We start from the raw sequence: 22930 nt of genomic DNA on the forward strand, positions 1-22930 counted from the left end.
GGTAGGGAGGAAAAAACATGTTTGTTTCATATAAATGGTTAAAGGAATATATTGATTTAAAAGATACTACCGCTGAAGAATTAGCAGAAAAGATTACTAGAAGTGGTATTGAGGTAGAAGGAGTAGAACATAAAGCTTCTTCAATTAAAGGAGTCGTTGTTGGCTACGTAATGGAATGTGAAAAACATCCAAATGCTGATAAATTGAACAAATGTTTAGTGGATCTAGGTGGGGAAGCACCTGTACAAATCATTTGTGGAGCGAAGAACGTGGCGAAAGGGCAAAAAGTTGCAGTTGCCACAGTTGGAGCTGTTTTGCCGGGTAATTTCAAGATTAAAAAGTCAAAACTTCGTGGTGAAGAGTCTAATGGTATGATCTGTTCCCTACAAGAACTTGGGATTGAGGGAAAATTAATCCCTAAAGATTTCGCTGAAGGGATTTATGTATTTCCTAGCGATGTAGAAGTTGGGTCTGACGCTATTGCGTTACTGAATCTAGATGATAAGATTCTAGAATTAGGCTTAACTCCAAACCGTTCTGATTGTTTAAGTATGTTAGGTGTGGCATATGAAGTGGCTGCTATCCTTGGCACTGATGTGACATTACCAAATACAAAGGGAGAATCTTCAGTGGAAAAAGCTTCTGACTATGTATCGATTAAGGTCGAAGCACCAGAAGAAAATCCACTATATGTAGCAAAGGTTATTAAAAATGTTAACATAGGGCCGTCTCCATTATGGATGCAAACTAGATTAATGGCAGCAGGTATTCGCCCACATAATAATGTCGTTGATATTACGAATTATATATTACTTGAATATGGTCAACCCCTTCATGCATTTGACTATGATAAGCTAGGTTCAAAGGAAATAATCGTACGTCTTGCACATGAAGGTGAAACGATCATTACGCTTGATGATACTAAGAGAACATTAAAAGCAAATCATTTAGTTATTACGAATGGGAAAGAACCAGTGGCAATGGCTGGTGTGATGGGTGGAGCGAACTCAGAAGTTGGTGATACAACGACAACGGTTTTACTTGAATCAGCTTATTTCAATGGTCAAACTGTTCGTAATGCATCAAAGGATCATGGCTTACGCAGTGAAGCTAGTGCTCGTTTTGAAAAAGGAGTTGATCCAAATCGTATTCATGATGCCGCGGAGCGTGCAGCGAAGTTAATAGCTGAATATGCAAATGGTGAAATTCTTGAAGGTATAGTTGAAGTGAATACAATGAAAATTGAACCAGCAGTTATTGAAATTTCATTAGAGAAAATAAACCGAGTGCTTGGAACGGAAATTACTGAAACACAAGTTTTAGATATATTTACTAGACTTCAATTTGAAGTGAAAACAGAAGATACAACTTTTATAGTAACTGTACCAACTAGACGTGGGGATATTACGATTCAAGAGGATCTTATCGAAGAGGTAGCTAGACTTTATGGATATGATCATCTACCAACAACTTTACCTACAGGTTCAACAACACCTGGTGGATTAACAGATGTTCAGAGTAAACGACGTGCGGCAAAAAGATACCTGGAAGGTGCAGGATTATATCAAGCAATTACCTATTCATTAACTAATGAAGATAAATCAACAATGTATGCATTAGACAAACGTGAGCCGATACGTCTAGCAATGCCAATGAGTGAGGAAAGAAGCCATTTACGTTTAAGCATTCTTCCAGGTTTATTAGATGTTGTTTCATATAATCTAGCTAGAAAAAATGAATCGGTAGCTTTATATGAAGTTGGTTCTGTATTTTTAAAAACAACAGATCAGGAGCAACCAGAGGAATTTGAGCATTTAGCTGGTGCAATTACTGGTATATGGCATTCTCAGCTTTGGCAAGGTGAAAAAAAATCGGTTGATTTCTTTGTCGCTAAAGGAATTCTTGAAGGATTATTTGATAAACTTGGTGTTAGTCATTCAATTGTTTATAGAGCGGCTGCTATCGAAGGAATGCATCCAGGTAGAACAGCAGAAATCGTATGGAATGATGAAGTGATTGGATTTGTTGGGCAAATTCATCCTCAAGTACAAAAAGATATGGATTTAAAAGAAACTTATGTATTTGAATTAAAAACAGCATCTATTTTTGCAAATGAAGTTCAACCACTGCACTATACATCAATTCCACGTTTCCCTTCAATGACAAGGGATATTGCACTTGTTGTTGATCGCAATGTAGAAGCTGGCACTCTTCAACAAATTATTGTCCATGCAGGAGGCTCTTTATTAAAAGAGGTATCTATTTTTGATCTTTATGAAGGTGAGCACATGGAGCCAGGAAAGAAATCCATTGCTTTCTCATTAAAATATTTTGATCCAGAACGAACATTAACAGATGAAGAAGTAGTTAAGGCGCATGACAAAGTACTCGAGGCAGTGAAGCAGCAGGCAGGTGCGGAGTTAAGGGGTTAAGCTTATCCAAGGAATACATTGGGATAATTTTTTGATTTCATGCTATATAGACACACCACTATGTGTCATCGAGAAAGTTTGAAGACTAAAAAAGAATCTAATTAAAGTGTAAACACTTAAATTAGATTCTTTTTTTTGTGAAAGTTAATGGAGAACTAGTCCCTGCTAAGAAATCCGAAAAATCTTAATAGATTAAGGAATAAATTAATGAAATCTAAGTACAGATTAAGAGCTAATAATGGAACTGCTTCATCAGTGAAGTCCATATTTTTCATACGATTAAAATCGTACATAATGTATAGTGAAAATACGACTGTTCCGATTATTGAAGCTACAAATAGTGCTGTTGATGAAAAAGGAACAAAAATATTGATTAATCCTATCACAACAAGAGCTAGTAAGGCAGTTAATAGAAATCCGCTTAAAAACGATAAATCTTTTTTCGTTTTTGTACCAACGAAACTCATTACTGCAAATATAACTAGTGTTCCAGTGAAAGCGGATATTAGTACTTGTGCTCCTGATGTAGCTGCATAATAAGCAACAATTGGATAGGTTGTAATACCTGAAATAAAAGTAAAGGCAAATAAAAATGCGTAACCAACACTTTTCCGCTTACGAACGAAAAATGCAGCTAATAGCATTACGAATTCTACGATCATTAAAGGCATAAATAGTGCTGGAGGAACCATTGTTCCAATTAACATCCCGACAACTGCTACGAGTAGGGATAAAGCAAAAGCCTTAAGCACGGAACCCATTAGGTCACGCTTACTACTTGTCGAATATACCTCTTGCATTATTATCTCACTTCTCCTTTTTTTACTGTATTCTATCATATATTTACATACTATTATATATACGGAAATTTATTCAACAAGGTTTCATTTTTTAGGATTTTTTTCTTAATACCATATTGTTAATTAGCTAATGTTTTAACTAATAAAAATAGATATACTGAAAGTTCCCTTCTTTCCACTACGAAAATAGGCTATTTTAAAAAAATTAGGAAATAAATTTCCATACTATTTATAAAGTTAAACTGCTTTTGATCAAATTGCTAATATATTTCTATATCTTCCAATGGTAATATCCCTATGTTTCCAAAATTTTGACCAACGATGCTTCAGGGAGTATCTTATATTAGCTTTATCGCTTTCTCAGTATTAGCAAAATGGAGTTTTGCTAAATGCTTTAAACTTGATTTCCCATTTTGTTTAATCAATTGAGCTGCTACTTGATCAACTTTGTGTCCGGCTCCTTTTGGTAAAGAAATCCCGACTTTCTTGCTTAATTCATCAAAAGCTTTAACAAAAGCATATCTAGCTAAAATAGAGGCAGCAGCTACAGCTAAATGCACGCTTTCACCTTTTGTACTAAATAATACATTCTCTTGAATGATTTCTTTTTGTCCCTTAAGGTGTCGGTAATATGTATCCGCTTCAACAAATTGATCAATCAATATGGCTTCAGGTGTTATTGGAGATATTTTCTTCAATAACTTACTAATTGCCTGGTTATGTAATATTGCTTTCATTTTACCTTGGGTCATACCGGATGATTGTAATTCATTATATTTTTCATTATGTAATGTAAGCAAGCTGTATGGAATAATATGAAGTAAATCCTTAGCAATTGTGATAATTTGTGTATCAGTAAGGTTTTTAGAATCCTTTACACCTAGTTCTTTTAATAAAGGTATTTGTTCTTTATCAACATACGCGCTTACGACTGTGATAGGACCGAAATAATCTCCAGTTCCAACTTCATCTGAACCAATGATTGAAAGTGAACTTAGGTTCCGAGGTAAAGGATTTCCTGATGTTTGGTATTTAATCGGGTCTCCCTGTTTTACTACTGGATTTCCCCAGTTACTTGCTTCTTCAGAATGATTATTGCCTTGAAACATTACTTTACCTGAACGATAGGCGGTGATCGTACACCCATTATGCTTTGCAGTAAAAATAGCACCTGGTGGTTTTTTTTCAAGTAATGAATGAGTATAATGTTCGTTCATTACTTGAATTGTTTGAGGTGAAACTTTAATTACAGTATTTGACATGAACAATCCTCCAAATCTTATTAGAACAATGTTTTTCTATCAATATCTTATTCGACATTACTGGACAATTTCTTCCCAACCCTGTAAATTCATGCTATTATATAAAATAGGATTGTTTTTAGGGGGGCAATGAATTTGACTGAGAAAAATCGAACAACAGTTGGAATATATGGACAGCAATATACCATTATTGGTACAGAGTCAACAAGTCATATACGTGAAGTTGCCTCAATCGTTGATGCTAAAATGCGTGAAATTCGTTCCAATAACCCCTCATTGGATACAAGTAAACTTGCTGTTTTAACTGCTGTCAATACAGTAAATGAATATCTTAAATTAAAGGAGCAATACGAGCTTCTGATTAAAAACTTCAATAATTAAAGGAATGAAAAAATGATTAATTTAGTGATTCTATTAATCTTAGTAATTGGATTCTTTGTTGGTCTAAAGAGAGGATTTATCCTTCAGCTTATCCATATTACAGGATTTATTATTGCTTTTATTATAGCATACATGTATTTTAAAGATTTAGCTCCGCATCTAAAGTTATGGATTCCATACCCTGCGTTAGATGATAATAATTCAATAGCAATGCTTTTAAAAGGAATGAATTTAGAAACAGCTTATTATCGAGCGATTGCATTTGCCATCATTTTCTTTGCAGTAAAAATCATTTTACATATTATCGGTTCTGCACTAGATTTTGTTGCTCGTTTACCAATAATTAAGCCGTTGAATATATGGGCTGGTGGGATTTTAGGTTTTGTAGAAGTATATTTAATTATCTTTATTTTATTATATATTGCTGCCTTATTACCAATAGATTCAATCCAAACATCTTTGGACCAATCTTTCATTGCTAAAGGTATCATTAAAAATACACCTTTTCTTTCAAAACAAATTGAAGAATGGTGGATTACGAATATATCCTAACTTCTCTTTTATAGAGGAGTTTTTTTCTTACAAGGGAAAAATGCCTTTTTCAATCTTTTTTGCTAATATATATACTAGGAAGTTCCTTGATAGGAAGGGGATTGAAATGAAGGCCAATAAAAAGGAAGTTGTTCGGTTATTAGAGCAAATTGCTACTTATATGGAATTAAAAGGCGAGAATGCCTTTAAAATAGCAGCATTTAGAAAGGCAGCAGCAGCGTTAGAAACAGATGTTAGAAGCCTTGAGGAAATTGAAGATTTCACTTCGATTAATGGAATTGGAAAAGGGACGAATGAAGTCATTATTGAATATATACAAAGTGGACAATCTAGTGTTCTTAAGGAATTACAAAATGAAGTACCTAAAGGGCTGATTCCTTTATTACAGCTCCCCAGCTTAGGTGGAAAAAAGATTTCAAAATTATATCATGAATTAGATATTATAGATGTTCAATCTTTAAAAGCTGCTTGTGAAGAAGGAAAAGTACAAACATTAAAGGGCTTTGGTAAAAAGACTGAAGAAAAAATTTTGGAAGCCATTGAGACTTTTAGTCTAAAGCCTACTCGTTTTCCTCTGGCATATATGTTAAAGCATATCCGATTACTTGATGAGGAATTAAGACATATGGATGGAATTATCCAGTTTTCTCATGCTGGGAGCTTAAGAAGAGTACAGGAAACTTTAAAAGATTTGGATTATGTTATTTCAACCCATGAGCCTAAACTGGTAAAAGAACAGCTTTTAAGGCTCAATGAAGCAAAGGAAGCGATTGCTAGTGGAAATACAAAGGTTTCCATTACAATTTCAGATGTACATGATGTGAATGTGGATTTTAGACTCGTTAAACCAGAGGAATTTGCTACTGCATTACACCATTTCACTGGTTCAAAGCAACATAATGTCCGCATGAGGCAGCTTGCTAAGCAACGCGGAGAAAAAATCAGTGAGTATGGTGTTGAATTGATTGAAACTGGTGAAACGCTTACTTTTGAAAGTGAAGAAGAGTTTTATCATCATTTTGATTTACCATTTATTCCACCTGAAATTCGTGAGGACGGTAAGGAAGTAGATGAGTATACTTTTGAGAAAGAATTGCTTACACTAAAGGATATTCAAGGTGACTTGCATATGCATACGACATGGTCTGATGGTGCTCATACATTGGAAGATATGATTAATGCTTGTAGGGAAAAAGGGTATAAATATATGGCTATAACAGATCATTCCCGTTATTTAACGGTAGCAAATGGCCTTACTCCTGAGAGACTAAGAGAGCAAAATGAAGAAATTAAGCGCTTAAATGATAAATATGATGATATATTGATTTTGTCAGGGATTGAAATGGATATTCTTCCGGATGGAACACTCGATTATGAGGATGAATTATTAGCAGAATTAGATATAGTCATTGCATCTATTCATTCTAGCTTTAATCAGCCGAAAGCGAAAATAATGGATCGTTTAAAAACAGCATTAATGAATCCACATGTTGATATCATTGCACATCCGACAGGACGATTAATTGGGCGTCGGCAAGGATATGATGTCGATATTGAGTTATTAATTGAATTGGCAAAAGAAACAAATACTGTTCTCGAATTAAATTCAAATCCTAATCGTCTGGACTTAACATCGACATATGTTAGAAGAGCACAAGAAAATGGCGTCAAAATAGTCATCAATACCGATGCTCATCATAAAGAGGATTTGGAATTTATGGAATACGGCGTTGGTACAGCAAGAAAAGGTTGGATACAAAAAAAATCTGTATTAAATACTATGGAACCGGATGAATTGCTCGATTTTTTAAGAAAGAAAAACAACTAAAACATATGGTTCTAGGATGAGACTAAATTATCGTGGCAAATCTATGTTTGTTTTAATCCTTAAACCACTAGAATATAGGAGGCTTGCAATTTTTATGCAAGATAAGATACTCAAAACGTTAGAATTTAATAAAATTAAAGAACTACTATTAGAACATGCTTCTTCAACACTTGGTCAAGATAAAATTAAACAACTTGTTCCTTCATCTTCGTTTGAAGAAGTGTTAGAGTTACAGGCAGAAACGGATGAGGCAGTACATGTTTTACGATTAAAAGGGCATATCCCGCTAAGTGGTATACATGATATTCGTCCACATATTAAAAGAGCACAAATAGGTGGAATCTTAAGTCCAATGGAATTAGTCCATACAGCTAGTACGATTTATGCTGGACGAACAATCAAAAGATTTATTGAAGGTTTACTTGAAAATAGTGTTGAAATTCCAATTTTAGAACAAAAGGCAGAACAAATTATCATTCTCACTCCCCTTGAACATAAGATTAAAAATGCTATAGATGAAAATGGGGACATTCTTGACGGAGCTAGTGAAGCATTAAGACAAATTCGCCAAAAATTGAGATCAAATGAGGGACGAATTCGTGAAAAATTAGAGAGTTTAATTCGTTCCCGTAATGCATCAAAGATGTTATCGGATGCAATTGTTACTATTAGAAATGATCGGTACGTTATTCCTGTTAAGCAGGAATATCGATCTAACTATGGGGGGATTGTTCATGATCAGTCTTCCTCTGGACAAACATTATTTATTGAACCACAGTCTGTAGTTGAATTAAATAACCAATTGAGAGAACTCCATATGAAAGAGCAGCAAGAGATTGAAAGAATCTTGAGTGAACTTTCCGCAGATGTCGCGGATGTCGGAGAGGATTTAACTACAACTGTTATGATATTAGGTGAATTTGATTTTATTTTTGCCAAGGCTCTGTTTGGAAAATCTTTGAAAGCAACTAGACCAATAATGAATAATAATGGTATTGTCAATTTATATAAGGCGAGACATCCTTTAATACCAATTAATGAAGTGGTTGCTAATGATATTAGTTTAGGAAAGGACTATACCACCATTCTTATAACTGGTCCAAATACAGGTGGTAAAACGATAACTCTTAAAACGATCGGTATTTGTACGCTAATGGCTCAGGCAGGATTACAAATTCCTGCATTGGATGGGTCGGAGCTTGCAGTATTTACTGATGTTTTTGCAGATATAGGTGATGAACAATCTATAGAACAAAGTTTAAGCACGTTTTCCTCCCATATGGTGAATATTGTTGATATATTGAAACATGTAAACCATGAAAGTCTTGTATTATTTGATGAATTAGGGGCAGGTACAGATCCCCAAGAAGGTGCTGCTTTAGCAATATCTATTTTAGATGAGGTCTATCATCGAGGAGCAAGGGTAGTTGCGACTACCCATTATCCAGAGTTAAAAGCATATGGCTATAATCGAGAAGGAGTCATCAATGCAAGTGTTGAGTTTAATGTTGAAACGTTAAGCCCAACCTATAAGCTCTTAATTGGTGTACCCGGACGAAGTAATGCATTTGAAATTTCCAAAAGATTAGGCCTTTCAGAATCAATTATTCATCATGCGAGATCATATATTGGAACAGATACGAATAAAGTCGAAAATATGATTGCTTCTTTAGAAAAAAGTAAACGAGATGCTGAAAGAGAACGACAGGAAGCTCAAGATTATTTAAAAGATGCTGAAAAGCTCCATAAGGATTTGCAGAAGCAAATGGCTGAATTTTACACACAGCGTGATCGGATGTATGAAAAGGCAGAATCCAAAGCAGCAAATGTCGTTGAAAAGGCTCAGGAAGAAGCAGAAGAAATTATTCGTGAATTAAGAAAAATGCGTTTAGAAAATCATGCTTCAATAAAAGAACATGAGTTGATTGAAGCGAGAAAGCGACTAAGTGATGCGGTACCAAATTTCGAAAAATCGAATGTAAAGAAAACAGCGAATAAAAAACGTGTACTTGCCCCCGGTGATGAGGTGAAAGTTATCAGCTTTAATCAAAAAGGGCAATTGCTTGAAAAAGTAAGTGATAAAGAATGGCAAGTTCAAATGGGGATTATGAAAATGAAAGTAAAGGAATCAGATATGGAATTTATCCAATCCCAGCAAAAAGTGGAAACCAAACCACTTGCTACTGTGAAAGGTAAGGATTATCATGTCAGTCTTGAACTTGATTTACGTGGAGAAAGGTATGAAAATGCTTTATTAAGGGTTGAGAAATATATAGATGATGCCCTTCTTGCGGGATATCCTCGTGTATCAATTATTCACGGGAAAGGAACAGGTGCCCTTCGACATGGTGTTCAAGAATATTTGAAACAACATCGTTCTGTCAAACGTATAAGATTAGGTGATGCAGGTGAAGGTGGAAGCGGTATAACTGTTGTTGAATTTAAGTAAATATTAATTTGTAACAAGATATATATATACATTATCTTCACTGTCGCTTAATTCTATGAAATAAAGGAGTCAAAGGGTATGAGGATAAATTTTTGGGAAAACCCATTTGTACAAACAGCAGGGTACTACAGCGTTGTTATCCTATGTATGATTGTTTTTTTAGTCATTTTCGAGCTGGTTACAAAATATAAAAACTGGGACGAAATAAAAAAAGGAAATATTGCTGTTGCATTGGCTACGGGTGGTAAAATATTTGGGATTGCCAATATTTTTAGATATTCTATTCAGCATCATGATTCACTTTTTATTATGATCGGCTGGGGATTCTATGGTTTTGTTTTATTGTTAATTGGTTATTTTATCTATGAATTTTTAACGCCAAAGTTTAAAATTGATGTTGAAATTGAAAATGATAATCGCGCAGTAGGTTTTATTTCCATGGTCATTTCAATTGGGTTATCATTTGTCATTGGAGAAAGTATTTCTTAACAGGAAGGACACAGGTGAATAGGGAAAATGGAAACATTAGCAAAAGTTTTACTCGCTGTATGTGCGTGTTTCTTAATTGTCGGTATTATATATATGGTTATGTCATAAGTTATGAAGGGCTGCGATGCAGCCCTGTTTATATTTAGGGAAATGAATTATTTGTCTTTTTCAAATTGTCACTTGAATACCAATGGTCTATAATAAAGAGGGAACAGTTTAAATTTTCTAACACTAAGGGTAGGAGGGGGACATATGGATAATAAGCCATGGTTAAGTCAATATCCTGAAGAGATACCAGCTACATTAACGTATGAGGAAAAGCCGGTACATTCTTATTTAACTGAAGCTGCAAGGCTCTATTCAAATAAAATGGCTATTCATTTTATGGGGAAAGAGTTAACTTTTCAGGAAATCTATGAATCTGCTTTGAAATTTGCAAACTACTTAAAAAAGCTAGGAGTAGAAAAGGGAGATAGGGTAGCTATAATGTTACCGAATGGACCTCAATCTGTTATTGGTTATTTTGGTGTATTATATGCAGGTGCAATTGTTGTTCAAACGAATCCCTTATATACAGAAAGAGAATTAGAATACCAAATGGACGACTCTGGTGCAAAGGTGATTTTGACGTTAGATATCCTTTTTCCAAGAGTTTCAAAAGTGATGAAAAATACGCAAATTGAGCACATCATTGTAACCGCTATCAAAGACTACTTACCTTTCCCGAAAAATCTTATTTATCCTTTTATCCAAAAAAAGCAAACCGGTTTGACAGTTAATGTGTCACACGAAGGTAATCATCATCTTCTAAAAAAAATCCTTACAGAAACGGAGGCAGTGCCACTAAATATTGATTTTGATTTTGAAAATGATTTAGCACTGTTGCAATACACAGGCGGTACAACAGGTTTTCCAAAAGGAGTTATGCTTACACATAAAAATCTTATTGCTAATGCAACAATGTGTGATGCCTGGTTATATAAAGCAAAAAAAGGGGAAGAAATTGTTCTTGGGCTATTACCCTTTTTTCATGTATATGGTATGACAGCGGTCTTATTATTATCGATCATGCAAGGATATAAAATGGTGTTGTTACCAAAGTTTGATGCAGAAACTACCTTAAAGACAATTGAAAAACAGCGTCCTACTTTATTTCCAGGAGCACCAACGATCTATATAGGTTTATTAAATCATCCAGATATTCAGAAATATGACCTTTCATCCATTAATTCTTGTATTAGCGGATCTGCTGCTCTACCAGTGGAAGTACAACAGAAATTTGAAAAAGTAACAGGTGGAAAGCTTGTTGAAGGTTATGGTTTATCGGAATCGTCACCCGTAACCCATGCAAATTTTGTTTGGGAAGAAAAGCGTATAAAAGGAAGCATAGGTGTTCCTTGGCCAGATACGGATGCAGCTATTTTTTCTATGGAAGATGGCACCCCATTGCCATATGGAGAAATTGGTGAGCTTGCCGTAAAGGGTCCGCAAGTAATGAAAGGATATTGGAATAGACCAGAGGAAACAGATCAGGTTTTAAAAAATGGCTGGTTATATACGGGTGATTTAGGGTATATGGATGAAAATGGCTATTTTTATATTGTTGATCGGAAAAAAGATATGATTATTGCTGGCGGATATAATATTTATCCTCGTGAAATTGAAGAGGTTTTATATGAACATCCGGATATCCAGGAAGCAGTTGTTGCAGGAGTACCCGATCCATATAGGGGCGAAACAGTAAAGGCATACATCGTGTTAAAAGAAAATGCTACCGTAACGAAAGAAGAATTAAATACATTTACAAGAAAATATTTAGCTGCATATAAGGTTCCTAGAATTTATGAATTTCGAAAGGAATTACCAAAAACAGCAGTGGGTAAAATTTTAAGGCGTTCATTAATTGACGAAGAACGTAAAAAGCACGGGTAATCGGTTAGAAATTAGAATCAACTAATTTTGTGGAGCCCGAGCGTGGCTCTTTTTTCAAAAGAAGAACCTTGACAATATCTATGATTATTTATATTATAGGAATATGAATGAATAATCATTCATTTCTACTTGAGTAATAGCGAGTGTGTGATTTAATAATAATTGGAACAATTTATTTTTGGCCCTCATCTCTCGCTTTGAATATTCGAAAGGTGATGGTTATATATATGAAGACTAATAAACCGAAATACAAGCAAATTATTGATGCTGCTGTCATTGTAATCGCAGAAAATGGATATCATCAAGCTCAAGTTTCAAAGATTGCGAAACAAGCTGGCGTTGCAGACGGAACAATCTATCTTTATTTTAAAAATAAGGAAGATATTCTCATCTCTTTGTTTCGAGAGAAAATGGGGAATTTCATTGATAAAATTGATGAAGAAATAGCAGGAAAACAAACGGCGGCGGAGAAATTATTAGTAATGATAGAAAGCCATTATAAAATCTTATCAAGTGATCACCAATTAGCCATTGTTACACAATTGGAATTGCGTCAATCAAATAAGGAACTTCGCTTGAAAATTAATGAGGTTTTAAAAGGGTATTTAAAATTAATCGATAGAATCATTGAACATGGTATGAATACAGGCGAATTCAGAAAAGACACAGAAGTAAGGCTTGTCCGCCAAATGATTTTTGGAACGATTGACGAAACGGTAACAACATGGGTAATGAATGAAGAAAAGTATGATTTAGTTGCACAAGCTCCAGCCGTTCAACAATTACTAATCAACGGTATGGGTGCATGATGAAAATAGAGGTAGGAGGATGGACATGGAGTTTCTAACCTGTACAAAAGAAGAACAAGTTGCATTCATTGCGATTAATCGACCACCTGCTAATGCTTTAGGTTCAGCAGTCATTGATGAGTTATCAGAGCTTCTCGATCAATTAGAAGCTGATCGTGATATCCGAGTATTACTCCTACATGGAGACGGTCGCTTTTTTTCAGCTGGTGCGGATATTAAAGAATTCACAACTATCGGTTCAGATGATGAATTTGGTAGATTAGGAGAAAAAGGACAGCGATTATTTGAAAGAATGGAAAAGTTTGAAAAACCAATTATAGCTGCTATACATGGGGCAGCATTAGGAGGGGGACTTGAATTAGCTATGGCTTGTCATATTCGTTTGGTGACGGCTACAGCTAAATTAGGACTGCCAGAGCTCCAATTGGGATTAGTTCCTGGGTTCGCTGGAACACAAAGGCTTCCTAGATATGTAGGGATGGCAAAAGCGGCTGAAATGTTATTTACAAGTGAACCAATTTTCGGTAAAGATGCCGTTGCATATGGTCTAGCAAATCATGCTTATTCAGACGATGAATTATTAGTAAAAGCCAAGGAATTGGCATATAAAATTGCAAAGAAGAGTCCTATTGCATTAAAAGCTGCCATCGAATTATTAAACTATGGAAAAACGAAAGAATTTTACGAGGGTGTAAAACGGGAAGCAGAACTATTTGCTAAAGTTTTCGCTTCGAAAGATGGACAAGAAGGAATACAAGCGTTTATTGAAAAGCGTGAACCGCAATTTAAAGGGGAGTAAAAGAGCTTTGCTCTTTTAATTATATTATTAGTAGATGGTATAAGAAGCTACTTCTTAAACTGATCTATCACTAAAAAATTCAAAATCTTTAAAACTGAGTAAATGTTTTTAAATTCTAGGAGGGACATTCATGAATATCTTCGTACTTTTAAAAAGAACTTTTGATACTGAGGAAAAAATAACGATTACTAATGGATCAATCAATGAGGATGGTGCAGAATTTATTATTAATCCTTATGATGAATATGCTGTTGAAGAAGCAATCCAAGTTCGCGATGAACATGGTGGAGAAGTTACTGTTGTATCGGTAGGCAATGAAGAAGCTGAAAAACAATTGCGAACTGCCCTTGCAATGGGAGCTGATAAGGCAGTATTAATTAATACAGAGGATGATTTAGATCATGCGGATCAATTTTCCACTGCTAAGATTCTAGCAGAGTATTTAAAAGATAAAGATGCAGATTTAATTATTGGTGGAAATGTAGCGATTGATGGTGGTTCAGGACAAGTAGGACCACGTGTTGCAGATCTATTGGGCATCCCATATGTAACGACCATTACAAAACTAGATATTACCGGTGAAAAAGTATCGGTTGTTCGTGATGTTGAAGGGGATTCTGAGGTTATTGAAACATCTTTACCATTATTAGTTACTGCACAGCAAGGACTGAATGAACCACGCTATCCATCATTACCAGGCATAATGAAAGCGAAGAAAAAGCCTTTAGAAGAACTTGAATTAGATGATCTCGATCTTGATGAGGATGATGTAGAAGCAAAAACAAAAACGATTGAAGTGTATTTACCATCTCAAAAAGAAGCAGGAAAAATTCTTTCAGGTGAGTTAGCTGACCAAGTAGTAGAGCTTGTAAATCTTCTTCATAAAGAGGCAAAAGTTATTTAAAATTTATTCCTATTGGGAAGCTAAATAGATTCGTACATTACCATTTTATCAAACTTTGTTCACATACAGGAGGGAATTGAAATGGCAAGAAAAGTGTTAGTATTAGGGGAAGTTCGTGATGGTTCATTACGTAATGTTTCATTTGAAGCAATTGCTGCAGGGAAGACGGTTGCTGAGGGTGGAGAGCTAGTTGGAGTGTTAATAGGCAATAATGTAAACGCTTTAGGACAAGAGCTTATACAATATGGGGCGGATCGCGTGGTAATTGTTGAGGATGAGAAATTAGCCCAATATTCATCTGATGGTTATTCACAAGCCTTTATGGCAGTCGTAGAGGCAGAAAATCCGGAAGGAATCATTATGGGGCATACCGCACTAGGAAAAGATTTATCACCTAAAATCGCAAGTAAACTCGAAACAGGTTTGATTTCAGATGTAACTCATGTTGACGTATCAGGCGGTAATTTAGTTTTTACTCGACCAATTTATTCCGGAAAAGCATTTGAAAAGAAAATTGTTACAGATGGGATACTATTTGCCACAATCCGACCTAACAATATAAATCCATTGGAAAAAGAAGATGCGAAAACAGGTGATATTAGTTCAATCTCTGTTGAAATCAAAGATCTCCGTACAATCATAAAAGAAGTGGTACGTAAAGCAAGTGAAGGAGTGGATTTGTCTGAGGCAAAAGTTGTTATTGCTGGTGGACGTGGAGTGAAAAGTGCTGACGGATTTGAACCTTTAAAAGAATTAGCGGAAGTATTAGGTGGTGCAGTCGGTGCTTCTCGGGGGGCTTGTGATGCGGATTACTGTGATTATTCCTTGCAAATTGGTCAAACAGGGAAGGTAGTTACACCGGATCTTTATATTGCCTGTGGAATTTCGGGAGCGATTCAGCATTTAGCTGGTATGTCTAACTCAAAAGTTATTGTTGCTATTAATAAGGATCCAGAAGCAAATATCTTTAAAGTAGCAGACTATGGAATTGTCGGTGATTTATTTGAAGTTGTTCCAATGTTAACGGAAGAATTTAAAAAATTGAAAGTATCTGCCTCATAATCTGAATGTTTACGGAGAAAAGTTCATCTTTCTCCGTTTTTTTATGTTTTTTTCTATCATATATGTTTGCTATTTTAGGAAAAATTGAAGACAAGTCACCCTTAATTCACTGAAAAAAGAGCTACAAGCCATAGCAATCCCCCTGTTTCCTATAATAGATGCTTAAAATCAGGCTGCAACTTTTACAGAAGCAATAAATTATGTGGTAACAGCTTTTATTATTTACTACATAATGGACATAGCCCATTTAATACAATAGAGAAAAGGCAATATGTTAGGGGTGGTCCTTTGTCCTACTTCTTGATTATTCGGCAATCACTTGAATGGAATATACCCTTAGGATTAATTAGTTTATTTTTATTAAGTATTTATATACTTACTATGAGAAAAATTAGATTGCAAAAGAAACAATATGTTTTCTTTTTTTGTGGTATAGTTTTATTTTATTTGTTAGTAGGGAGCCCATTATACACTCTTAGTCATTTATCTTTTATCACGCATATGTTGCATATTAGTCTTCTATTTTTCCTATTCCCGCCTCTACTGTTACTTGGAATTCCTAAAAGTCTTTTCCTTAATCGAAAGATGATGAAGTTACAAATAGATCCTTATTTAAATATTATCCTATTTGCGCTTTTTCTTTATTTCTATCATACACCTGCATTTTTAAGTATGCTTACTGAAGAAAAAGGATACCATGAAATATTTTTATTCATAATGATTTTATTATCTATTTTTCTATGGATTCCTTCTATTTCAGCAAGAATAAATAAAAATGAATGTTTTTCAATTAGCTATAAAAAAGTAAATATTTGGTTGATCACCCCATCCTGTCTAATATTGATTATTCTACCCTCTAATTCCACTAATCCATTATTGAATGACATGTTAAATTTATGTTTGCCAACCGGTGTTGATTCGACTCTGTTTAAACCGATTATTCCTCCTCAACTCGATCAGCAATTAGCCGGACTATTAATGTTTCTTATGCATAAGATGGGTATGGTATTTGCTCATAGGTCCGAAAAGCATAGTTCAAAAAACAATGATCCTACATGTTCACTTGATTTCTTTTTTAAACATAAGTTCTAGTCCAATTTTTGTAGCAATAAACTATAGTAACTATGTTTTTAAAGCTGGTGAAAATGATGAATGAAACAATGCAAATAGATATTAAAGGAATGCATTGCAGTGCCTGCTCTGCTCGGATTGAAAAGGTTATTTCAAAAATGGATGGAGTATTAAAGGTTAATGTAAACCTAGCCACTGAAAAAGGACGAATCATATATGATCCGAATCTTACGAGTAAACTATTGATTTTTAACAGAATTAAAAAGATTGGTTACGAAGCAGTCATTTCTAAAAATGCTCAGAATTTAATAGAGTCGAAGCGAAGAGAAATGAGAGGACTTGCTTGGAAGTTTTTTATCTCAGCAATTTTGGCATTACCATTCATTTGGACAATGTTTTCACATTTAAACATTTCGTTTATACCTGTCCCAGAGTTGTTTTTAAATCCATGGTTTCAATTGGCATTAGCGACCCCTGTTCAGTTTTTCATCGCGTTACCCTTTTACGAAGGCGCTTTGAGCGCAATAAAAAATAGAAGTGCAAACATGGATGTACTTGTGGTACTAAGTACGTCAGCTGCTTATTTCTACAGCCATTATTTGACTTTTTCATCATCAAGAACAAATGGGCTGCATTATGAAACAAGTGTATTAATTATTACCTTTGTTTTATTAGGAAAACTAATGGAAGCTAAATCGAAACGAAAAACGATGGATGCCATTAAAAAATTAAATCAATTACAAGTAAAATCAGCTATTAAATATATGAATGGAAAAGAATCAAAGACTTTTATCCATCAAATTATTCCCGGGGATATAGTAATTGTGAAACCAGGTGAAAGGATTCCAATCGATGGACAAGTAATTGAAGGTATTTCAACCGTCAATGAATCGATGCTGACAGGTGAAAGTCTCCCGGTAGAAAAAAATATAGGAAATACAGTCTATTCAGGAACGATGAATGAAAACGGATTATTAAAGATTAAAGCGACTAAAAAGGAAAATGATTCTTTTCTTTCAAAAATAATTGAAATCGTAGAGGAAGCCCAAATTTCTAAACCACCTATCCAGCATATTGCAGATAAATTCACTGCAATATTTGTTCCAATTGTAGTGCTAATTGCAGTGGCAACCTTCATACTTTGGTATGGATATTTAAATCCAGGACAAGTTAATGAAGCCCTAGAAAAAACAATCGCTGTTTTAATTATTTCTTGTCCATGTGCTTTAGGCTTAGCTACTCCAACATCAATTATGGTGGGAAGTGGGAAGGCAGCTCAAATTGGTATTCTTTTTAAAGAAGGTAAACTAATTGAACTTTTATCCAAAAACAATATGATTGTTCTTGATAAGACAGGGACGATTACAAAAGGGAACCCTGTAGTAACAGATATATTTATACAAAATATTGAGGAAAATTTTTTTCTACAATCAGTCGGTGCCCTTGAAATGAATACGAATCATCCAATTGCAAGGGCAATTGTACGTGAGGCAGAAAAAAGGACTGATAACTTACCTAAAGCGATAAATGTGACTACGCTGCCCGGACATGGGGTCAAAGGAATTGTCGAAAGTAAGAAGATTATTATTGCTAACCCTTCCTATTTTAAAACTCAGACAAACCATACACTTATTGGAGTAGAAGAAAAAATAAATAAGTTAGAAGGACAAGGGAAGACTGTTATGCTTATTTCAATCGATGATCAACTTGTTGGAATAATAGCTGTAGCAGATGAGGTAAAGAACTCTTCAAAAAGGGCAGTGCAACGATTAAAGCAAATGGGTTTGAAAATCATGATCCTTTCAGGAGATAATAAAAACTCGGTTAAAATGATTGGTGAAATGGTTGGTATTAAGCATGTTGAGGCTGAAGTGACACCAGAAATGAAAGCAAGCTGGATAAAAAAACTACAAAATGAAGGCAAAAAAGTAATAATGGTAGGAGATGGAATAAATGATGCTCCTGCATTAACGAGTGCTAATGTAGGAATGGCAATGGGAAATGGCTCAGATATAGCCATTGAATCTGGTGATATTACGATATTAAATAATGATTTAAATAAAATTGCTGATGCTATGATCATCAGTAAAAAAACAATGAGAAATATTAAGCAAAATTTTATCTGGGCATTTATTTACAATGTAATTAGTATCCCTCTTGCTATTACAGGTGTGCTTCCACCTTGGTTTGCAAGTGCAGCTATGGCATTTAGCTCCGTTTCAGTTGTTTTAAATTCATTGCGTTTAAAAAATATTAGATTTTAAATGATCTGTCCATTAGAATAACTAAAAAAATAAGTGGGAATTTTAATGTAGAAACAAATTATTAGCATCTCAATATGAAGGATGTTATACTTGCGTTAGAATTACAGTTATATATAGGAGGTCATTAAACAAATGGCAATTACTCATGTTACTGATCAAAATTTCTCTTCAGAGACTTCTGAAGGATTAGTATTAACAGATTTCTGGGCAACTTGGTGTGGGCCATGTAAGATGATTGCACCAGTACTTGAAGAATTAGATGCTGAAATGGGAGATAAAGTTAAAATCGTAAAATTAGATGTTGATGAAAACCAAGAAACAGCTAGTAAGTACGGTGTAATGAGCATCCCAACATTAATCTTAATGAAAGATGGTCAAGAAATTGATAAAGTTATTGGCTATCAACCTAAAGAAGCATTAGTTGAATTAGTAAATAAACATTTATAATATAAGAATCCGGGTCATATTGACTCGGATTTTTTAGAGGAAACGCATTTTCGACTTTTATGAAAGGTAGAAGAATATGAATGATGTTATCAAAAATAAGTTAGCTCTTCTTCCTGACCAGCCTGGTTGCTACTTAATGAAAGATCGTCAAGGAACCATCATTTATGTTGGGAAGGCGAAGATATTAAAGAACCGAGTTCGCTCTTATTTTACAGGTTCTCATGACGGGAAAACACAAAGGTTAGTAAGTGAAATTGAAGATTTTGAATACATTATCACATCCTCCAATATAGAAGCTCTTATTCTAGAAATAAATCTTATAAAAAAACACGATCCCAAATATAATGTCATGTTAAAGGATGACAAGAGTTATCCATATATTAAGCTTACCCATGAAAGACATCCTAAATTAATTACAACTAGAAAAGTAAAACGTGATAAGGGAAAATATTTCGGACCGTATCCAAATGTACAGGCAGCTAATGAAACAAAAAAACTCCTGGATCGAATCTATCCTCTTAGAAAATGTTCCACACTTCCAGATAGAGTATGCTTATATTATCACCTTGGACAGTGTTTAGCTCCCTGTATTAATGAGGTGAAAGAGGATACCTATAAAAACATCGTTGATGATATAACTAAATTTTTAAATGGTGGCTACAAGGAAATTAAGCTTGAACTCTCAAGAAAAATGGAAGAGGCAGCTGAAAATTTAGAATTTGAAAGAGCAAAAGAGTATCGAGACCAGATTCTAAATATAGAAACAACAATGGAAAAGCAAAAAATAACGATGACTGATTTTACTGACAGAGATGTTTTTGGTTTTTCAGTTGATAAGGGCTGGATGTGTGTTCAAGTCTTTTTTATTCGACAAGGCAAACTTATCGAACGTGATGTTTCTATGTTCCCAATATACAATGAGCCTGAAGAAGAGTTTTTAACCTTTTTAGGACAATTCTATTTAAAGCCTAATCACTTTAAACCAAAAGAGATATTGCTTCCAGAGAAAGTAGATATTGAGATTTGTGAACAATTACTGGAGACCAAAGTATTGCAGCCAAAAAAAGGTCAAAAGAAAGACTTAATCAAAATGGCTGAAAAAAATGCTTCTATTGCCTTAAACGAAAAGTTTGCACTTATTGAAAGGGATGAAGAACGGACCATTAAAGCAGTAGAAAATCTTGGTGAAGCGATGGGAATTTATACGCCACATCGTATTGAAGCTTTCGATAATTCAAATATCCAAGGTACAAATCCTGTATCAGCGATGGTTGTATTTATTGATGGAAAATCCGCGAAAAAAGAATATCGGAAGTATAAAATTAAAACTGTACAAGGACCCGATGATTACGAATCAATGAGAGAAGTAATTAGAAGAAGATATAGTAGGGCATTAAGAGAAGAATTACCTTTACCGGATTTAATTATTATTGATGGTGGAAAGGGACAAATTGAAGCAGCACGGGATATACTTGAAAACGAATTAGGATTATCAATACCGCTTGCTGGACTTGCAAAAGATGAAAAACATAAAACATCACAATTATTGGCTGGAAATCCTTTAGAGATGGTACCTCTAGCAAGAAATAGCCAAGAGTTTTACTTACTACAAAGAATTCAAGACGAAGTCCATCGTTTCGCTATTTCATTCCATCGTCAATTAAGAGGGAAGAATGCTTTTCAATCGATTTTAGATGAGATAACAGGTATTGGTCCAAAACGCAAAAAGCAACTTCTTCGCCATTTTGGCTCGATGAAGAATATGAAAGAGGCATCAGTGGATGACTTTATAAAGCTCGGTATTCCAAAAAATGTTGCAGTAATACTAAAAGAAAAATTAGACAATTAAGGTAGTCAACTATAGAGCACTATGCTATAATGATAAAAAATTTAATACTTTTATTACTAATTTAGTGGTAGAGGTGCGAAACTAAAGAGTAAAGGCTTGGAGAATGATGAGATTCGTTGAAAAGCTTTGAAAGGGAGTTTCGCCGAAGTGAAAACAGACTCATTCTTTGTTTTCGCTGGTTCAGGGTTTAAGAAATACTGAACTGTCAAGGTATATCACCTTGGAGAGCTATCTCGCAAAGTGTTTTTTCGTAATGTTTATTATTACGTCATCACAAGCAATGAGATATCGTTCTCATTGCTTTTTTTTGTAGGGATAGGAGTTTATATCATAGGAAAGAGGGCGGATTCATTGGGAGTTGTAGTACTAAAATTTGGTGGAACCTCGGTTGGAAATGTTGAGCGTATCAAAAACACTGCAAATCGAATTTTAGATGAAAAAAAGATGGGAAATCAAGTGGTCGTTGTTGTTTCAGCAATGGGTAAAACAACCGATCAACTTGTTACTCTAGCAAAGGAACTATCAAGCTATCCAAATAAAAGGGAAATGGATATGCTATTATCGACCGGAGAACAGGTGACAATATCACTGCTCTCTATGGCATTAGCAGAAAAAGGTCATTCAGCGATTTCATTTACAGGTTGGCAGGCAGGTATATTAACCGAATCGGTACATAGTAACGCTCGTATTATTGATATTGATCAAAAAAGGATTATTAACCAATTGGCTGAAGGGAATATTGTGATTGTTGCAGGCTTTCAAGGTGTATCAACGGATGGAGAAATTACAACTTTGGGTAGAGGGGGTTCAGATACAACTGCAGTAGCTCTGGCTGCCGCATTAGAAGCAGAAAAGTGTGTAATATATACGGATGTAACCGGTGTATATACTTCTGATCCAAGATTTATACCACAAGCAAGAAAGCTTGAAGCCATTTCCTATGATGAAATGCTAGAGCTTAGTAATTTAGGTGCAGGAGTCTTGCATTCGCGGGCTGTTGAATTTGCTAAAAATTATCTAATTCCATTAGAAGTATGTTCAAGTTTAGAAAGAGTAGCCGGTACAGTTATTGAGGAGGAAGTTACAGTGGAAAAAAGTTTAGTTGTCCGTGGAGTCGCATTTGAGGGAGATATTACAAGAATTACTATTTTTGGTTTGAAAAATAGTTTTCAAAATCTTTCATCCGTTTTTACTACATTAGCAAATAATAATATAAACGTGGACATCATTATACAAAATCAAACAGACGGAGAGGATGCTTATCTTTCATTTTCGATAAAAAATGATGATCTACATGATACAAGTAAAATTTTAGAAGATTATCAAGAAACATTGGGTTTTGATCATTTTGAATATGAAGCTGGTCTTGCAAAAGTATCGATCATTGGTTCTGGGATGATCTCAAATCCTGGTGTAGCAGCAAAGATGTTTTCCACATTAGCTGAACAAAATATAATGATTAAAATGGTAAGTACTTCTGAAATAAAAGTATCTACAGTTATCGAAGAACAACAGATGATTAAGGCAGTAGAATCATTACATACTGCTTTTGGTCTTGATTTAGTCGCAATAAAATAAAAGAATGAAGGGTGACCTTGCC

At 34.6% G+C, this 22930-nt stretch carries 18 protein-coding genes and 1 riboswitch; of the genes, 16 read left to right on the forward strand and 2 right to left on the reverse strand.

What is annotated here, in order from left to right:
- Positions 1–17: 17 nt before the first annotated feature.
- Positions 18–2432, forward strand: coding sequence for a phenylalanine--tRNA ligase subunit beta (gene pheT, locus NST63_RS08215; protein WP_341041790.1), 2415 nt, complete (start codon positions 18–20; stop codon positions 2430–2432).
- 155 nt (positions 2433–2587) lie between these two features.
- On the opposite strand, the gene NST63_RS08220 is transcribed toward pheT, so the two are convergent.
- Both NST63_RS08220 and rnhC read right to left on the reverse strand, forming a co-directional pair.
- Positions 2588–3232 carry a Bax inhibitor-1/YccA family protein gene (locus NST63_RS08220; RefSeq protein WP_058006614.1) on the reverse strand — a complete coding sequence of 215 codons (645 nt, stop codon included), beginning with the start codon at positions 3230–3232 and terminating at the stop codon, positions 2588–2590.
- Positions 3233–3570: 338 nt separating this feature from the next.
- Positions 3571–4494 carry a ribonuclease HIII gene (gene rnhC, locus NST63_RS08225; protein WP_341041791.1) on the reverse strand — a complete coding sequence of 308 codons (924 nt, stop codon included), beginning with the start codon at positions 4492–4494 and terminating at the stop codon, positions 3571–3573.
- A 129-nt stretch (positions 4495–4623) separates the two neighbouring features.
- On the opposite strand from rnhC, the gene zapA reads away from it, so the two are divergent.
- The 15 genes from zapA to NST63_RS08300 all read left to right on the forward strand — a co-directional run bounded on the left by zapA (position 4624) and on the right by NST63_RS08300 (position 22908).
- Positions 4624–4875 carry a cell division protein ZapA gene (gene zapA / locus NST63_RS08230; protein ID WP_058006612.1) on the forward strand — a complete coding sequence of 84 codons (252 nt, stop codon included), beginning with the start codon at positions 4624–4626 and terminating at the stop codon, positions 4873–4875.
- 12 nt (positions 4876–4887) lie between these two features.
- Entirely contained in the window at positions 4888–5427 is a 540-nt protein-coding gene (locus NST63_RS08235; protein ID WP_212943414.1) for a CvpA family protein, read from the forward strand.
- A 106-nt stretch (positions 5428–5533) separates the two neighbouring features.
- Positions 5534–7255: a DNA polymerase/3'-5' exonuclease PolX gene (gene polX, locus NST63_RS08240; RefSeq protein WP_341041792.1), complete on the forward strand. Its 1722-nt coding sequence runs from the start codon at positions 5534–5536 to the stop codon at positions 7253–7255.
- A gap of 94 nt (positions 7256–7349) precedes the next feature.
- A complete protein-coding gene (locus NST63_RS08245; protein WP_341041793.1) occupies positions 7350–9704 on the forward strand; it encodes an endonuclease MutS2 in 2355 nt (784 codons plus the stop codon).
- Positions 9705–9782: 78 nt separating this feature from the next.
- The gene (locus NST63_RS08250; protein WP_058006608.1) at positions 9783–10193 is read left to right on the forward strand and encodes a DUF350 domain-containing protein; all 411 of its coding nucleotides are present in this window, start codon (positions 9783–9785) and stop codon (positions 10191–10193) included.
- Between the two features lie 252 nt (positions 10194–10445).
- Entirely contained in the window at positions 10446–12125 is a 1680-nt protein-coding gene (locus NST63_RS08255) for a long-chain-fatty-acid--CoA ligase (protein WP_212943411.1), read from the forward strand.
- A 227-nt stretch (positions 12126–12352) separates the two neighbouring features.
- Positions 12353–12934: a TetR/AcrR family transcriptional regulator gene (locus NST63_RS08260; RefSeq protein WP_058006606.1), complete on the forward strand. Its 582-nt coding sequence runs from the start codon at positions 12353–12355 to the stop codon at positions 12932–12934.
- A 25-nt stretch (positions 12935–12959) separates the two neighbouring features.
- On the forward strand, positions 12960–13733 hold the full coding sequence (locus NST63_RS08265; protein WP_341041795.1) for an enoyl-CoA hydratase: 774 nt from the start codon (positions 12960–12962) through the stop codon (positions 13731–13733).
- A gap of 130 nt (positions 13734–13863) precedes the next feature.
- The gene (locus tag NST63_RS08270; RefSeq protein WP_341041796.1) at positions 13864–14637 is read left to right on the forward strand and encodes an electron transfer flavoprotein subunit beta/FixA family protein; all 774 of its coding nucleotides are present in this window, start codon (positions 13864–13866) and stop codon (positions 14635–14637) included.
- Between the two features lie 81 nt (positions 14638–14718).
- The gene (locus NST63_RS08275) at positions 14719–15699 is read left to right on the forward strand and encodes an electron transfer flavoprotein subunit alpha/FixB family protein (RefSeq protein WP_058006603.1); all 981 of its coding nucleotides are present in this window, start codon (positions 14719–14721) and stop codon (positions 15697–15699) included.
- Positions 15700–15987: 288 nt separating this feature from the next.
- A complete protein-coding gene (locus NST63_RS08280; RefSeq protein WP_341041797.1) occupies positions 15988–16791 on the forward strand; it encodes a cytochrome c oxidase assembly protein in 804 nt (267 codons plus the stop codon).
- 56 nt (positions 16792–16847) lie between these two features.
- Positions 16848–19034 (forward strand): heavy metal translocating P-type ATPase, encoded by a 2187-nt coding sequence (locus NST63_RS08285; RefSeq protein ID WP_341041798.1) that lies wholly within the window; start codon positions 16848–16850, stop codon positions 19032–19034.
- 132 nt (positions 19035–19166) lie between these two features.
- On the forward strand, positions 19167–19481 hold the full coding sequence (gene trxA / locus NST63_RS08290) for a thioredoxin (RefSeq protein WP_058006600.1): 315 nt from the start codon (positions 19167–19169) through the stop codon (positions 19479–19481).
- A 76-nt stretch (positions 19482–19557) separates the two neighbouring features.
- Positions 19558–21330 carry an excinuclease ABC subunit UvrC gene (gene uvrC, locus NST63_RS08295; protein ID WP_341041799.1) on the forward strand — a complete coding sequence of 591 codons (1773 nt, stop codon included), beginning with the start codon at positions 19558–19560 and terminating at the stop codon, positions 21328–21330.
- A gap of 60 nt (positions 21331–21390) precedes the next feature.
- Positions 21391–21569: riboswitch (Lysine riboswitch) on the forward strand.
- Positions 21570–21681: 112 nt separating this feature from the next.
- Positions 21682–22908 (forward strand): aspartate kinase, encoded by a 1227-nt coding sequence (locus NST63_RS08300; RefSeq protein ID WP_212943400.1) that lies wholly within the window; start codon positions 21682–21684, stop codon positions 22906–22908.
- The last annotated feature ends 22 nt before the right edge of the window (positions 22909–22930 follow it).

This window comes from Heyndrickxia sp. FSL W8-0496, from assembly GCF_038007825.1.
GTDB classification, from domain to species: domain Bacteria; phylum Bacillota; class Bacilli; order Bacillales; family Bacillaceae_C; genus Heyndrickxia; species Heyndrickxia oleronia.

Bases quoted from the DNA above. Each gene is read 5' to 3' on its own strand.
- NST63_RS08245 (WP_341041793.1), top strand. From the start codon at position 7,350: ATGCAAGATAAGATACTCAAAACGTTAGAATTTAATAAAATTAAAGAA.
- NST63_RS08235 (WP_212943414.1), top strand. From the start codon at position 4,888: ATGATTAATTTAGTGATTCTATTAATCTTAGTAATTGGATTCTTTGTT.
- trxA (WP_058006600.1), top strand. From the start codon at position 19,167: ATGGCAATTACTCATGTTACTGATCAAAATTTCTCTTCAGAGACTTCT.
- NST63_RS08260 (WP_058006606.1), top strand. From the start codon at position 12,353: ATGAAGACTAATAAACCGAAATACAAGCAAATTATTGATGCTGCTGTC.
- polX (WP_341041792.1), top strand. From the start codon at position 5,534: ATGAAGGCCAATAAAAAGGAAGTTGTTCGGTTATTAGAGCAAATTGCT.
- NST63_RS08220 (WP_058006614.1), bottom strand. From the start codon at position 3,232: ATGCAAGAGGTATATTCGACAAGTAGTAAGCGTGACCTAATGGGTTCC.
- NST63_RS08275 (WP_058006603.1), top strand. From the start codon at position 14,719: ATGGCAAGAAAAGTGTTAGTATTAGGGGAAGTTCGTGATGGTTCATTA.
- zapA (WP_058006612.1), top strand. From the start codon at position 4,624: ATGAATTTGACTGAGAAAAATCGAACAACAGTTGGAATATATGGACAG.
- NST63_RS08265 (WP_341041795.1), top strand. From the start codon at position 12,960: ATGGAGTTTCTAACCTGTACAAAAGAAGAACAAGTTGCATTCATTGCG.
- NST63_RS08255 (WP_212943411.1), top strand. From the start codon at position 10,446: ATGGATAATAAGCCATGGTTAAGTCAATATCCTGAAGAGATACCAGCT.
- NST63_RS08270 (WP_341041796.1), top strand. From the start codon at position 13,864: ATGAATATCTTCGTACTTTTAAAAAGAACTTTTGATACTGAGGAAAAA.
- rnhC (WP_341041791.1), bottom strand. From the start codon at position 4,494: ATGTCAAATACTGTAATTAAAGTTTCACCTCAAACAATTCAAGTAATG.
- uvrC (WP_341041799.1), top strand. From the start codon at position 19,558: ATGAATGATGTTATCAAAAATAAGTTAGCTCTTCTTCCTGACCAGCCT.
- NST63_RS08250 (WP_058006608.1), top strand. From the start codon at position 9,783: ATGAGGATAAATTTTTGGGAAAACCCATTTGTACAAACAGCAGGGTAC.
- pheT (WP_341041790.1), top strand. From the start codon at position 18: ATGTTTGTTTCATATAAATGGTTAAAGGAATATATTGATTTAAAAGAT.
- NST63_RS08285 (WP_341041798.1), top strand. From the start codon at position 16,848: ATGAATGAAACAATGCAAATAGATATTAAAGGAATGCATTGCAGTGCC.